The organism is Citrobacter sp., assembly GCF_050252275.1.
Classification (GTDB): Bacteria; Pseudomonadota; Gammaproteobacteria; order Enterobacterales; family Enterobacteriaceae; genus Citrobacter_A; species Citrobacter_A amalonaticus.
Map to the genome: position 1 here is coordinate 1 of NZ_JBFWLF010000088.1, position 14739 is coordinate 14739.

Here is a 14739-nt window from a genome sequence, read left to right on the forward strand (position 1 = left end):
CAAAACCCTGCTCAACGAGCAGGGCTTTTTGCATTCGGAGCCTGGGAGGATGAGAACCTCCGGGGGAAGAGGTTCGACTCGAGCGGAGCGAGAGAACGTTGCGACAGCAACGGCCCGCAGGGCGAGCCACGACGTGGCGAGTCATCCTCTATCACCGACCAAATTTTAAGCCCTGCTCAACGAGCAGGGCTTTTTGCATTCGAAGCCTGGGAGGATGAGAACCTCCGGGTCATAGTGAAACGAGTTGCTTTTCCAGTCGCCCTGGGCGTCAAACACAAACAGGCGATAAAAACCTGTCCTGCGGGATGGCCCTGTCTCTGACACAACCGTCGTTTGTGATAAGGCGAGGCGCATCGATCCAGATTAATAATCAAACTGCGCCAGGTCATCAAACATTAATGACATCATTTGAGTTTTCGGCAATACGTGACGCCCATATTAGTAGGGCTAACGCCAGGTTCAGGACGAATAAAATAAGAAGGAAATTCTGTGATTTCGATATAGCGAAGTTTTTAATCAAATACAGCATGTTTACGTAGTTCTGCGGCCAGAGCAGGTTCGCGATCCCTGGCGGAAGGCATAGAAACCACGATGCTGTCAGGATCGATTTTCGCATGCTCACGGTCATCGCTAACAGAAATGGATTGTGTGTAGTGATAAGTAATAAAAGGGGACTCAGCCTGTTCCAGCGAGTAGGACAACTCGATGTCATACTTCCCGGTTAATTCCATTTGTTCCGCCACGCGCCCTGTCATATTCAGGATCATTGCGGGGGTTTTCCGGGCTTCAACTGCGCTGAGAACGGCACGACAAACCGTCGTACTGCCCACGGTGTCCGCCGTATGCAGCCAACGAATCTCTTCCTGTGTGGCGGCATGTAAAGAAAACGATAACAGAAAGAGCAGGCCAGAAATGACCGTATAACCAGATATCCAGACAGAGCGATTCCTTATAATCCTTTATAGTAAATCCATTTAGTTACAGAGGTAGGGGACTGACGGTACGTTTTACACCAGTATCTTATTACCGCCCATGCAGAAATTCCGATTTAATAAAAGCCCGATGTTTTTAGCGGTTAATTAAAAAGCCCCGTTATTTAACGGGGCAGGATAATACTTAATGCATCGGCTCGTCGCCGTTATCAATCGGCGACCAGTCGGTTTTGCCGTCGGCTTTGCTTTGTTGCAGGGCCATCACGATGAAGATAATCGTGGCGACGCCATAGCCAAAGGTCACGGTCGGCGAGGCGTTAAACGCCATCTGGTGCCCGTGAATAAAGCCGAAGAACGACAAGATGGTGGCGGCGGCGGAATAGACTGCCGCCCAGTTAAAGCGCCGGTCGATAATAAACGCCGCAATCGCCCCGAGCATCAGTCCTGCCAGCACCGCGCCGCCGCCGGTGGTCGCCATGCCGTGATACAGCACACCGTTGTTCGCCATACTGGCCGCGATCTCTGCCGGTAACTGCACGGGATTGGCGCCCGCCGCAGACAGCGCGCCATCCACCTGGGTTTTCGCCCATTCGGCGATGTTCGGCACCAGCGCCAGCACAATCGCCGGAGCATGGCGTTTTGGCGACACCTGGAACGCCTGCGCGCCAATTACCAGCCCGATAAACAGCAGGATTGGCACAATGGCCACCAGTGGAATGATCGACAGCAGCAGGGCGGTTAAGCCGAGGAAGCACACCAGCGCCATGCAGATACCGGTGCCGAGGGAGTAACCGATGCGCCCGCCCATGGCTTTCCAGCCCGGATGGCCGATATACACAGCCGGTGGGAACGGCGAGCCCAGCAGCGCGCCGACGATAGCGCCCACGCCGTCTGCCGCCAGTACCGCGCGCAGGTTGTAGCTATCGCCGCCCACGGCTGCGGATTCGACGTTATTGAGGATTTCGGTGAAGTTGAAAATACCCAACGGGATGGCGGTCACTAGCAGCGGCCACACCAGCTCCATCGGCACCGAGAACACATCCCCGGAAATCGACGGCAGATGCAACGAGAAGCGCTGTGCCGCTTCGCCTACTGCTGCCGGGTTCATAATGTCGCTAAAGCCCAGCAGAGTTGCGCCCCAGCCCAGCAGACAGCCCACCAGCACTACCGCCAGGCCGCCCGGTAAACCAAACGGTAAACGCACGTTACCGACCCAGTTCAGCAGGATGATGGCGAAGCAGACTACGCCAATCCACGCGGTATCAAACATCTGATACGCTGGTCGCATGGCGATAAACGCAATCGCAATCCCGGCCAGCGTGCCCAGCATGGCGGCGCGCGGCGTGTATTTACGGATGGTTGGCCCGACAATCACCCCAGCCAGCACAATCACGCCGACGATCATCGCCCAGATCAGCCCGAGCTTCCAGGCCAGCATCCAGTCTTTGTGGATCAGCAGCGTCGGCAGCATCACCACGAACACCACGATAAACATATGCGGCACGCTGGGACCGTAAGGCAGCGCGGTGACATCGCTGCGCCCTTCGCGCTTCGCCAGTTTCCAGGCGAGCCAGGCGTAAAACAGGTTGCCGAGAGGCAGAGCGATCCCCAGCGCAGGCAGAATACGGCCAAACACCGTTTCCGCCGGGATTTGCGCCACGTACAGCGCCAGTCCGCTCAGGACCAGCACGTTTAACAGCACGTTAGTGAATAGCCCGAAAAAGGCGTTAAGATCGCCCGGCACCCAGAGTTTGGGGCGAAAAGCAGAAGACTGAGAACCCATGATGCTCTCCTTATCTGTTATTCGTCCAGGAGCTGGCCGGTGTACGCGCGCCAGCCTCCCAGTTCAGTAATTTCCTTTTGACCTTCAACCAGCCAGGGCTCCGCTAACACCCCTAGCACCTCGCGCCCGTCGTCCAGCGCCACTTTGCCGATACACAATCCGGCTGGTTCGTTTTGCAGGATTTGACCCAGCCCGGCAGGCGGCACCGCCCACAGCTCCAGCGCGATAGGTGCGCCTTCGCCTGGCGTGCGTAGCATTCCGGGGTGATCGTCATTGATAGTCCAGCAGCGGTAACACGGCGCGGTGTTGGCGCTGCTGACAAATTCGGCACCGACCGCCAGCATATTGGGGTTGAGCTTCAGCCCCCGCATCAGCGTGCCGTTTACTGCCAGAAGAATGTTGCCGTTCATCATTACTGTTCCTTAAGTGTGTAGAAATGGGTCCCCTGGTGTCGGGAAAAAGTACTTAATCAATCGGTAATACGCGTGCCTTTGCGGCCTGCGACGGCCTCACCCATGGCTTCCGGACTGGTAATAATCCCGGTTTTACCCGGTGCGTGACGTAGCCAGCTAACAATTGCCTCGACTTTTGGAGCCATACTGCCCGCGCCGAATTCGCCGGAATCCAGCAGCGCCTGCGCCTGTTGGCAGGTCAGTGTGTCGAGCCAGTGTTGTTCAGGCGTGCCGAAATTGATCGCCACCTGCTCCACCCCGGTAGGAATGAGCAGCATGTCGGCATTCAATTCCTGTGCCAGCAGTGCAGAGGCGCGGTCTTTATCGATCACCGCCTGTGCGGCGCTGAGCGTGCCATCTTCGTTGCGGTAAACCGGAATGCCGCCGCCGCCGCAGGCCACCACCAGCACATTTTCCTCCAGCAGGCGGCGAATCACCGGGCTTTCAATGATTTGCAGCGGCTTGGGCGAGGCCACCACGCGCCGCCAGCCGCGCCCGGCATCTTCGGCGATTTTCCACCCTTGGCTGGCGGCCAGTTTTTCCGCCACGTCGCGATCCATATGCGCGCCGATGGGTTTGTCCGGCGCGTTAAACGCCGGGTCGGTGGGGTCGATCAGCGTCTGGGTGACCAGCGCGCTCACCGGCGTGTCGCTGATGCCGCGTCGTTGCAATTCGTTGTACAGCGCGTTCTGGAACATAAAGCCAATCGCGCCCTGGGTATCGCCCACCGCGTATTCCAGCGGCACCACCGGCACATCGTCACGGGCGATTTCGCTGCGCCGCAGGATGAACCCCACTTGGGGACCGTTGCCGTGGGTCAGCACCACGCGCCAGCCCGCTTCGATCAGCGCCACTACGTGATGGGCGGTTTCTTTGACTGCCTGGTACTGCGCGTCCAGCGATACGGCATCGCGGCTGCGGATCAGCGCGTTACCCCCCACCGCGACAACGGCGATTTTTTTCTGGCTCATGGTTTCCCCTCCAGGGTTTCCGCCAGCGCGGCGAGGGCTTCAATAAAGCACGGCAGCGGCGCGGTGGTGATGCCTGCACCGATCTGGCCCACGCCTGCACGTTTATGGGCAATCCCGGTATTAATGACGGGCAGGATATTGCGGTCGATGACCCGACGCGCGTCGATGCCGCTTCCGGAACCGGCGAAGTTAAGCGCGGGCAGGGTAAAGGCCGGGTTTTGCGTCAGGGTGATTTCCTGCATGGTCATGCTGTGACGGGTCGCGTCCACCGGCGTACCGCCGACGAATTTAACAATCGCCGGAGAGGCCGCCATCGCGAAGCCGCCGATGCCCGCGGTTTCCGTGATGGCTGAATCGCCGAGATCCGCCGCCGCGTCTTCCACGCTAAAGCCGGGGAAGAACAGGCCATCCACCGGGTTGGCCGGGGCCTGGAACCAGCGGCTGCCGGTGCCGGAAAGCTGAATGCCAAAATTAACGCCGTTACGCGCCATTACCGTGACCATCGAGCTGAACGGCACATCGCGCGCGGCGTCAAGCATCGCTTTACAGCCCGCCATCGACAGGTTCAGGAAGAAGTGATCGTTGGTAGCGATAAATTCCAGCGCCTCCGGGCCGTTTTCAATGCGCGCCAGCGTCGGGGCCATACGCTTGAAGAACAGACCGCTGGCGGCGGCGTTACGGTTATGGCACTCGTCGCCCATATGCAGCGCCTGGGCAATCATCGGCTTCAGTTCAATGCTGCCGGTGCTTTCCAGCGCTTTAGCAAGCGCCGGGGCTAACACATCGCCCATCCAGCGCAGGCGGGTTAATACCTCTTCGCCGTTCGCGCCAAAGCGTAAAACTTTGCCCAGCCCTTCGTTGAAGTTACAGAAGGTGCGGTTGCCGTGAGTGCGGTTTTCCACCACCCAAACCGGCATCGACGGGCTGATAATCCCCGCCATCGGGCCAACCGCGCCGTAGTGATGGCAAGGCTCCAGCGCGATATCGCCGCGCGCCGCCATTACCATCGCCTGGTCGACATCGCTGGCCCAGCCTTCGTAAACAATCGCACCGGCGATAGCGCCCTGCACCGGGCCACACATCGCCTGCCAGGCGATAGGCGGGCCGGAGTGGAGGATGCGCTTTTGGCCGTTAAGCGCCGGGATCGCCGCGCTGGCGGTACTGACGCCCACCAGTTCCGGCTGCGCCTCCAGATAGCGGGCGATAGCCTGTTCGTTGGCGGTGTTAATGCGCGGATCGTTAAGCAGCGTGGCGAGTTGCCAGTTGGCCTGTGCGTCGCCATCGGCGACCGGTTTCCAGTTCAGGTGCAACACATCGCCGCCCGCGTCGCGTAAATTGTCGGCAAAACTGCTCAGCCCCAGGCTGATCACGTTGAGCGGTTTTTCAAAAAGCGTAGTCATAATCTATTTCCGTAATTGAGCGACAAACGCCGCCATCTGTGCGGCCTGTACGTTGCTGTCTGCGACGAGCACACCTGCGTCGGTGAGCGCGGCGATCTGCTGCTGGCGCGACTGTGGGTCGCGTTCGGTGCCGCAAACGTGGGCGATAATCAGCAAGTGACGGCCCTGCTGTTGGGCGTTCTGTTGCGCTTCGCGTAACAGCGGCAGCAGCCCGGCACATGGAGCGGCGCTGGCGCCGTAGCCGAGCACCACGTCAAATAGCAGCACGGCGGTTTCCGGGCTGGCGGCCTCGCGTTTTAAACGCTCATCGCGCAGGGTCGGGTCGATCATCGGATGCGGGCGGCCCTGGGTGAATTCATCGTCGCCCATGTCCACAAAGCTATGGCCCTGGCCGCAATGGCTGTCGTGAAGCGGCGTTGCGCCTTTAACTGGCGAGTTGGACTCGCAGGTTAAACCGGCGGCAATCAGCGCCAGTTGGGCCTCGTAGCAGAAGGTTCCTCCGGCGAACACGCCGCGAATATCACGCTGCCCGGCGGCCATTTTCCCGGCTTCAATGCGCAGCCGATCGCTCTGCTGTGGCGTCAGGTCTTCCGGCGCAGGCGGGGTTTGCCCGCGCAGTACCGCTACGGAGACGGCAGCGGCGTGTTGCAGGCTACTGGCTGCCGTTACGTCGTAGCGGGTAATCTCCTGATGGTCTGCGCCGAGGAAATGCACCACTACCGGCTTGCCGCAGCCTGCGGCGAGACGCAGCACCGTCCCGGCGACCGCAGGTGCGGGGGGTTTAGAAATCAGGGTAATCAGTTGAGTATCGGGATCGTCGGCCAGCATGCGGATCGCCTGGATCATGCTCAGGCCGCCAATCTCGTCATGCAGATCGCGCCCGCCGGTGCCCAGCGCCTGGGAAACGCCTTCGCCCAGGTGGTGGATGGCACAGCTCACTTCCTGAAGCCCGGTGCCTGAGGCCGCTACCAGGCCAATCGCGCCAGGGCGGATTACGTTCGCGAAGCCGAGGGGGAGGTGGTTAACGATAGCGGTGCCGCAGTCCGGGCCCATCACCAGCAGGCCCTGTCCGGCGGCGTACTCTTTGATGGCTCGCTCTTCGTCTTCCGGCACATTGTCACTGAACAACATCACGTTCAGACCGTTCTGCAAGGCTTTCATCGCTTCGCCGCCCGCATAGCGGCCCGGCACGGAGATCAGCGCCAGCGTGGCGTCCGGCTGGTCTTCCACACCCATGCTTATGCTGGTTGGCTGGCGCTGTTCAAGGCTCTGCTGGCCGTCGCGGCTGTTATCCGGGCGCAATAGCGCGTCGGCCATCTCCAGCGCCGCTGCGCCAGTTTCGTCGTCCGCCATCAGGGCGATCAGCAGATCGTTTGGCCGGGCATCCATCTCAATGTTCATCCCGGCGTCGCGCATCCGCTCGATGTTAGCGTCGGTGGCCATCGCTACCGACGCCTGGCTTACGCCTTCAAAGGCGTTAAGTTTGGCGGAGACCTGCATCAAAGAAACCGAGTCTTTGTACAGGTTGGGGTAACTCTTGCAATGCAGTTTCATTATCAGTTCCTGAGATAATAAGGGGCCTGCACCGCAGCGCGCGGCGCAGAAAAACAGCCTTAGCGGGGGGATTAACGCAGGGCGTCGATGACGGCGTCGGCGTCGCTCACCCAGCCAACAATCGCGCCCTGGGCTTTGATCATCTCAAGGGCGGCCCGGTGAAATTCCGGAAAATACGAAGCGCAGCAATCTTCGGGGATGAGCACTTCATAGCCCCGGTCATTGGCTTCCCTGGCAGTGGTTTGAACACAGACTTCCGTGGTGACGCCGCAAATAATCAGCGACGTAATGCCACGGGCCTGAAGAATGAGATGAAGATCGGTGGCGAAGAATGCCCCTTTTCCGGGCTTATCAATAATCGGCTCGCCTGCCTGAGGATAGAGTTCGGGAATAATATCGTGACCGGGTTCGCCCTGGATCAGAATGCGTCCCATGCTGCCCTGTTGGCCGATAAAGGTTTTGCCGCCGCGCGTGAGTTTTGCAGTTGGGCAGTTGCTGAGATCCGGGCGGTGCCCTTCGCGGGTGTGCACCACAAATAATCCGGCGTGGCGAGCCGCTTCAAGCAGGCGGCGACAGGGCTCAATCGCCCGGCGCAGCAGGGAAACGTCGTTGCCCAGCGCTTCACCAAAGCCGTGGGGCTCGACGAAATCGCGTTGCATATCGATAACGATAAGCGCAGTGGCCGCCGGGTCGAACGAGTACGCAAAAGGTTGTGCATCAAGGGTTTTCATACCTGCTCCTTGCTGGTGTATGTTCTTTGGTCAGTGTAGGAAAGCGTCATGGCGCGCGCCCAAAAAGGATTTCTGCTTCACCCTCAAAAAAACTGAGGGCAGCGAGGTTTTATTGCAGGCACAATGGCTCAGACCTTGCGGCCTCTGGCCTGGCGAAAACAACGCCCATAGACCATTACGTCAAACGTGGAAAAAGCAAAGCGCGAATTTGTGATCGCGATAAAAAAAGGCGGGGAAACGTGAACGGAAAACTGAACGATTTAACGGCCATTGTGATGTGCGACAGCGTGCCGCAGCAGCTGAACGGCGGGGCGCTGGTGGTGCACTCGGTGTTTCATCATGCCTGCAATCTCACCACGCCGGACAATCAGTTAGTAACGCTGTTAACGCAGGATACCCCGCTGGCCCCGGGTGCGGTGCGGATGGCGTGCGCGGATTTGCGCCTGCGGTTTTCGACTGGCGAGACGCTGAGGCGGCAGACGGACGGTACGTTTGCCGCTGCGGACTGCCGTTTAACGCTGACAAACATTCCCTGCCAGTCCACCCGCGTACCGCACGATGCGGTTTTCCCGGAAAACTTACTGGCGCAACTGCGGGTATTTTTGCCCGTCATCGCGCCGGAGTACGGCATCTGGAATATTCTGCACAGCAGCAATGAACGTATGTTGCAGGCGGTGCGGCAGTTGGCGGCCTGGCTGGATGATGACGCGCAAGCGCCGGGTGACGCGCTAAAAACGCTGATCGGCGCGGGCGCGGGCCTGACGCCATCCGGGGATGATTTTTTGCTGGGCATGTTGTTTGCGCTGAAAGCGACACGTCATCGCCGGATTGATGACCTGGCGACGGCAATAACCGCTCTGTTGGATCGCACCACCACTATCAGCCGGGCAATGCTGTACTACGGCTGCCGCGGGCATTTCGGAGAGCAACTGCTGGCGCTGACCACGCCTGGCAATATATCGCTGAATCATCGGTTATTGCGCGTGGCGGAATACGGCCATTCGTCCGGCCACGACATGTTAACTGGTCTGTTCTTTACACTGCGCGCGCTGTCAGGCCAGTGGCTGTAGAAACTGCTGCTGGATTTCCGGCTTGCGTAGCTGTTCCATCCACCAGGAAAAACACGGGCGCGAATGTTCCGACGACCAGGCAAGATAGAGCGGCGTCGGCTGTTTGGCTTCTTCGATGGTCATGCAGACTAAGCGACCGTCATCCAGCCAGGGCTTGCAGATGTGATACGGCAGAAAACCAATCCCCAGCCCCGCCAGATGCATAGCGATCTTGCTGTGGTAATCCGGGGCCACCAGCGCTTTTTGACCACGCAGCAGCCAGGCGACTTTCGGCTCCAGCCGCACCGAGGTGTCGCGTATACAGACCGCCGGCCACGGGCGTAAATCCTCGGCGCGCAGCGGGCGCTGGTACGCGGCCAGCGGATGATCCGGGCTGATGGCGAACACCCATTCCGCGGTGCCGATATCTTCACAGCGAATTTCATTACCGGCTTTTAAATTTGGCGCGCCAATGGCGATATCCGCGCGTTTATCCAGTAACGCGTCCCAGACGCCGTCATGCACATCAATGGAAATATGAATTTCGGTTTGGGGAAAATGGCACTCGCTCTCGTGCAATAATTCATAAATAGGTTTCAGGCTGATGATGTTATTTAGCGACAGACTCAGCCGTGTTTCCACGCCTGCAGAAATACGCTGGGTGGAAAAACTTAATTCATCCAGTTCCGCCAGGATCAGTTCGCCCTTTTTAATAAAAAAGCGACCAGCCTCCGTCAGGCGCAGTTGTTTTCCATCGCGCTCAAATAAACGCACGCCCAGACTGCTTTCCAGTTTATGCACGGTGTAGCTCAGGGCCGTCGGGACCTTATGTAATTCTTCCGCTGCAGCCGCAAAACTTCCACAGCGCGCTGTGGTAATTACCACATGAAGAGCCTGGGCAGTAATGTGCATAAACCTTCCTCCTGATAACGCCGTAAGGGGATCTCAGGCTATCAGAATTACGCAGCAGAAACTGGAACTTAATTCGTTAATGATAATTAGCAACGTTTTTACCGCATCGTCACCATTTTGTGACATTTTTCATTGAATTTTATTATGAAAGCCGATGTGGGTTTTCCGCTCTACTTATGGAAAGCCTCAGGATTTTTTGCTGAAAGGCGTAAACTTTTCGGCATTTAGCGTTCATATCTTCGCCATTGCTCAAGAAATTTCAAATATCGTCAACAAATGGATATGACTGGTCTTGGGAGAGAAGTAAGACGATTATTCTGCCAGGTTGCCGGTAGCATAATTTTCCGTGCTGGAAATAGCGGTGCGAAGTTTTTTTAATCTTTGTTTGCTAATTCTCACCGTTGTTGTAAATCATGGATACCTGTATTGACGTTTTCACATTCTGTTGACAGATTGTAGGGCATGAGGGGCATTTCATGGAGAATCCGCGCTGCTACTCAGTCGTTTATGTGAACGGAATCCCCACCTCTTAACGCCGACCCAGCCGGTTAAAAAACAAAAAAGGCCAGGCGGTGCAAACCCACTGCAAAGGGTAAAACAACAACATCACATTTGGAGCAGAAGAATGAGTATTTCCTTGAAGAAGTCAGGGATGCTGAAGCTTGGTCTGAGCCTTGTGGCTATGACTGTCGCAGCAAGTGTACAAGCTAAAACTCTGGTTTATTGTTCAGAAGGTTCACCTGAAGGGTTCAACCCGCAGCTGTTTACCTCTGGCACAACCTATGACGCCAGCTCAGTACCTATCTATAACCGTCTGGTTGAATTCAAAACCGGCACCACGGAAGTTATTCCGGGCCTCGCTGAGAAGTGGGAAATCAGTGAAGACGGTAAAACCTACACCTTCCACCTGCGTCAGGGTGTGAAGTGGCAGGACAATAAAGAGTTCAAACCGACGCGTGATTTCAACGCCGATGACGTGGTGTTCTCTTTCGATCGTCAGAAAAACGCACAGAACCCGTACCACAAAGTCTCTGGCGGCAGCTATGAATACTTTGAAGGCATGGGCCTGCAAGACCTGATCAGTGAAGTGAAGAAAGTGGACGATAACACCGTTCAGTTCGTGCTGACGCGTCCTGAAGCGCCGTTCCTCGCTGACCTGGCGATGGACTTTGCCTCTATTCTTTCTAAAGAATATGCCGACAATATGATGAAAGCTGGCTCGCCGGAAAAAGTAGACCTGAACCCAATCGGTACCGGTCCGTTCCAGCTGCAGCAGTACCAGAAAGACTCTCGTATTCTCTACAAAGCGTTCGAAGGTTACTGGGGCACTAAGCCGCAGATCGATCGTCTGGTCTTCTCCATCACGCCTGACGCGTCCGTGCGTTACGCCAAACTGCAGAAGAACGAATGCCAGGTGATGCCATACCCGAACCCGGCTGACATCGCGCGCATGAAGCAGGATAAAAACATCAACCTGCTGGAGCAGGCGGGTCTGAACGTCGGCTATCTCTCTTTCAATACCGAGAAGAAACCGTTTGATGACGTCAAAGTACGTCAGGCGCTGACCTACGCGGTGAACAAAGACGCGATCATCAAAGCCGTTTATCAGGGTGCTGGCGTTGCGGCGAAGAACCTGATCCCGCCAACCATGTGGGGCTATAACGACGACGTTAAAGACTACACCTACGATCCTGAGAAAGCGAAAGCCCTGCTGAAAGAAGCCGGTCAGGATAAAGGCTTTACCGTTGAACTGTGGGCAATGCCAGTACAGCGTCCGTACAACCCGAACGCCCGCCGTATGGCTGAGATGGTTCAGGCCGACTGGGCGAAGATTGGCGTTCAGGCCAAGATTGTGACCTACGAGTGGGGCGAGTATCTGAAGCGCGCCAAAGCGGGTGAGCATCAGGCGGTAATGATGGGCTGGACCGGCGACAATGGGGATCCGGATAACTTCTTCGCGACCCTGTTCAGCTGCGCGGCGGCGAAAGACGGTTCCAACTACTCTCGCTGGTGCTACAAGCCGTTTGAAGATCTGATTCAACCGGCGCGTGCGACCGACGACCACAACAAGCGTATTGAACTCTACAAACAGGCTCAGGTCGTGATGCACGATCAGGCTCCGGCGCTGATCGTGGCTCACTCCACCGTGTACGAGCCAGTGCGTAAAGAAGTCAAAGGCTATGTGGTTGATCCGTTAGGTAAACACCACTTCGAAAACGTCTCTATCGAATAATAAAAGCAACGCCAGGTAAGCGCTACGCACCGTTAAGTCGGTACGTGTAGCGCCACCCGGCAGTAATGCTTTATCCCCTTCTCATTGAGGAGGGGATAAGATTTGTGAGCAATACAGACTCACGGTTCCAGGCCGTGCGTCATTAGAGAGAATCCGGGTTATGTTGCAGTTCATTCTCCGACGTTTGGGACTCGTCATCCCCACGTTTATCGGTATCACTCTTCTCACCTTTGCTTTTGTCCATATGATCCCCGGCGATCCGGTGATGATCATGGCAGGTGAGCGTGGTATCTCCCCTGAGCGTCATGCTCAACTGTTGGCTGAACTCGGTCTCGATAAGCCGATGTGGCAGCAGTACCTCCATTACATCTGGGGGGTTATGCATGGTGATTTAGGTATCTCGCTGAAAAGCCGTTTACCGGTGTGGGACGAGTTCGTGCCTCGCTTTAAAGCGACGCTGGAACTGGGTGTCTGCGCCATGATTTTCGCTACCGCCGTGGGGATTCCCGTGGGCGTGCTGGCCGCCGTTAAGCGCGGTTCCATTTTCGATCATACTGCTGTTGGCCTGGCGCTGACCGGCTATTCCATGCCGATCTTCTGGTGGGGCATGATGCTGATCATGCTGGTTTCCGTGCAACTCAACCTGACCCCCGTCTCCGGGCGCGTGAGCGACATGGTGTTCCTTGATGACTCGAACCCGTTGACCGGTTTTATGCTGATCGACACCGCAATCTGGGGTGAAGAGGGCAACTTCATTGATGCTGTGGTGCATATGATCCTGCCCGCGATGGTGCTTGGCACCATCCCTCTGGCAGTGATTGTGCGAATGACTCGTTCATCGATGCTGGAAGTGCTGGGCGAAGATTACATCCGTACCGCGCGCGCCAAAGGGCTGACGCGTATGCGTGTCATCATCATTCACGCGTTGCGTAACGCCATGCTGCCGGTGGTGACCGTGATTGGTCTACAGGTGGGAACGCTTCTGGCGGGCGCCATTCTGACCGAAACCATTTTCTCGTGGCCTGGCCTTGGGCGCTGGCTGATTGATGCGCTGCAACGTCGCGATTATCCGGTTGTGCAGGGTGGGGTGTTACTGGTGGCGACGATGATTATTCTCGTCAACCTGCTGGTCGACCTGCTGTACGGCGTGGTGAACCCGCGTATTCGTCATAAGAAGTAAGGGGCCATCATGTCACAGGTTACTGAAAATAAAGTTATTGCTGCGCCGGTGCCGATGACGCCGATGCAGGAGTTCTGGCACTATTTTAAACGCAACAAGGGCGCTGTGGTGGGGCTGGTGTACGTCGCGATCATGATCCTGATTGCGGTATTCGCCAACTTCCTGGCGCCGTATAACCCGGCAGACCAGTTCCGCGATACCCTGCTGGCGCCGCCGGCCTGGCAGGAAGGCGGCACGCTGGCGCATCTGCTGGGAACTGACGACGTGGGCCGCGATATCCTGTCGCGCCTGATGTATGGCGCGCGTCTGTCGCTGCTGGTGGGCTGCCTGGTGGTGGTGCTGTCGCTGGTGATGGGCGTCGTGCTGGGCCTTGTGGCCGGGTATTTCGGCGGCATCGTTGATAACATCATTATGCGTATCGTCGATATCATGCTGGCGCTGCCGAGCCTGCTGCTCGCGCTGGTGCTGGTGGCGGTCTTCGGTCCCTCGATTGGTAACGCCGCGCTGGCACTGACGTTCGTGGCGCTGCCTCACTATGTGCGACTGACGCGCGCCGCTGTACTGGTGGAGGTCAACCGCGACTACGTGACCGCTTCCCGCGTGGCGGGGGCCGGCGCGATGCGCCAGATGTTCATCAACATCTTCCCGAACTGCCTTGCGCCGCTGATCGTTCAGGCGTCGCTCGGTTTCTCTAACGCCATTCTCGATATGGCCGCGCTTGGCTTCCTGGGCATGGGTGCGCAACCGCCAACACCGGAGTGGGGCACCATGCTCGCTGATGTGTTGCAGTTCGCACAAAGCGCCTGGTGGGTCGTGACCTTCCCGGGTCTGGCGATCCTGCTGACGGTGCTGGCATTTAACCTGATGGGTGACGGTCTGCGTGACGCGCTCGATCCCAAACTGAAGCAGTAAGAGGTTCGAGATGGCGTTATTAAATGTAGATAACTTATCGGTGCATTTCGGCGATGTTGGTTCCGAATTCCGCGCCGTAGACCGCATCAGCTACAGTGTGAATCAGGGCGAAGTGGTTGGTATTGTCGGTGAGTCAGGCTCAGGAAAATCGGTCAGTTCGCTGGCGATTATGGGGCTGATTGATTATCCAGGCCGCGTGATGGCGGAAAATCTGCTGTTCAACGGCCAGGACCTGAAGCGTATTTCTGAGAAAGAGCGCCGTAATCTGGTTGGCGCCGAAGTGGCGATGATTTTCCAGGACCCGATGACCAGCCTGAATCCGTGCTACACCGTCGGTTTCCAGATTATGGAAGCGATCAAGGTGCATCAGGGCGGTAACAAGCAAACCCGTCGTCAGCGGGCGATTGACCTGCTGAACCAGGTGGGGATCCCCGATCCGGCCTCGCGTCTGGACGTGTATCCGCATCAGCTTTCCGGTGGGATGAGCCAGCGCGTGATGATCGCGATGGCTATTGCCTGTCGACCGAAGCTGTTGATTGCCGATGTACCGACGACGGCGCTGGACGTGACCATCCAGGCGCTAATCTGCGAGCTGCTGCTGGGTCTGCAGCGGACTGTGAACTTGGCGGG

General features: G+C 57.4%; 13 protein-coding genes and 1 other RNA gene. 6 read left to right on the forward strand and 8 right to left on the reverse strand.

Features of this window, described 5'->3' with window-relative positions; genetic code table 11:
- Window positions 1–28: 28 nt before the first annotated feature.
- Window positions 29–161, forward strand: a non-coding RNA gene (locus AB7E14_RS09655) — RtT sRNA.
- Between the two features lie 351 nt (window positions 162–512).
- On the opposite strand, the gene AB7E14_RS09660 is transcribed toward AB7E14_RS09655, so the two are convergent.
- The 7 genes from AB7E14_RS09660 to AB7E14_RS09690 all read right to left on the reverse strand — a co-directional run bounded on the left by AB7E14_RS09660 (window position 513) and on the right by AB7E14_RS09690 (window position 7823).
- The gene (locus tag AB7E14_RS09660) at window positions 513–767 is read right to left on the reverse strand and encodes a hypothetical protein (RefSeq protein WP_428169488.1); all 255 of its coding nucleotides are present in this window, start codon (window positions 765–767) and stop codon (window positions 513–515) included.
- A 349-nt stretch (window positions 768–1116) separates the two neighbouring features.
- Complete coding sequence (locus AB7E14_RS09665) at window positions 1117–2715, reverse strand: regulator (RefSeq protein WP_316962395.1); 1599 nt, start codon at window positions 2713–2715, stop codon at window positions 1117–1119.
- Window positions 2716–2732: 17 nt separating this feature from the next.
- Window positions 2733–3128 (reverse strand): allophanate hydrolase-related protein, encoded by a 396-nt coding sequence (locus AB7E14_RS09670; protein ID WP_316962394.1) that lies wholly within the window; start codon window positions 3126–3128, stop codon window positions 2733–2735.
- A 56-nt stretch (window positions 3129–3184) separates the two neighbouring features.
- Entirely contained in the window at window positions 3185–4138 is a 954-nt protein-coding gene (locus AB7E14_RS09675) for a carbamate kinase (RefSeq protein ID WP_316962392.1), read from the reverse strand.
- The gene (locus tag AB7E14_RS09680) at window positions 4135–5538 is read right to left on the reverse strand and encodes a DUF1116 domain-containing protein (RefSeq protein ID WP_428169489.1); all 1404 of its coding nucleotides are present in this window, start codon (window positions 5536–5538) and stop codon (window positions 4135–4137) included. The genes AB7E14_RS09675 and AB7E14_RS09680 overlap by 4 nt, the downstream gene beginning before the upstream one ends.
- 3 nt (window positions 5539–5541) lie before the next feature.
- A complete protein-coding gene (fdrA, locus tag AB7E14_RS09685) occupies window positions 5542–7092 on the reverse strand; it encodes an acyl-CoA synthetase FdrA (RefSeq protein ID WP_316962390.1) in 1551 nt (516 codons plus the stop codon).
- Window positions 7093–7163: 71 nt separating this feature from the next.
- Entirely contained in the window at window positions 7164–7823 is a 660-nt protein-coding gene (locus AB7E14_RS09690) for a cysteine hydrolase family protein (RefSeq protein ID WP_316962389.1), read from the reverse strand.
- Window positions 7824–8062: 239 nt separating this feature from the next.
- Between AB7E14_RS09690 and AB7E14_RS09695 the strand changes: the two genes are divergently transcribed.
- Complete coding sequence (locus AB7E14_RS09695) at window positions 8063–8893, forward strand: DUF2877 domain-containing protein (RefSeq protein ID WP_316962388.1); 831 nt, start codon at window positions 8063–8065, stop codon at window positions 8891–8893.
- On the opposite strand, the gene AB7E14_RS09700 is transcribed toward AB7E14_RS09695, so the two are convergent.
- A complete protein-coding gene (locus tag AB7E14_RS09700; protein ID WP_316962387.1) occupies window positions 8876–9784 on the reverse strand; it encodes a LysR substrate-binding domain-containing protein in 909 nt (302 codons plus the stop codon). The genes AB7E14_RS09695 and AB7E14_RS09700 overlap by 18 nt on opposite strands.
- A 625-nt stretch (window positions 9785–10409) precedes the next feature.
- Between AB7E14_RS09700 and dppA the strand changes: the two genes are divergently transcribed.
- The 4 genes from dppA to AB7E14_RS09720 all read left to right on the forward strand — a co-directional run.
- Window positions 10410–12017 carry a dipeptide ABC transporter periplasmic-binding protein DppA gene (dppA, locus tag AB7E14_RS09705; RefSeq protein WP_044253744.1) on the forward strand — a complete coding sequence of 536 codons (1608 nt, stop codon included), beginning with the start codon at window positions 10410–10412 and terminating at the stop codon, window positions 12015–12017.
- Between the two features lie 160 nt (window positions 12018–12177).
- Window positions 12178–13197: a dipeptide ABC transporter permease DppB gene (gene dppB, locus AB7E14_RS09710; protein WP_042998556.1), complete on the forward strand. Its 1020-nt coding sequence runs from the start codon at window positions 12178–12180 to the stop codon at window positions 13195–13197.
- Window positions 13198–13206: 9 nt separating this feature from the next.
- Window positions 13207–14109, forward strand: coding sequence for a dipeptide ABC transporter permease DppC (gene dppC, locus AB7E14_RS09715; RefSeq protein ID WP_042998555.1), 903 nt, complete (start codon window positions 13207–13209; stop codon window positions 14107–14109).
- A 10-nt stretch (window positions 14110–14119) separates the two neighbouring features.
- Window positions 14120–14739: ATP-binding cassette domain-containing protein (locus AB7E14_RS09720; protein ID WP_428169490.1), on the forward strand; the 620-nt coding region annotated here is incomplete at its 3' end.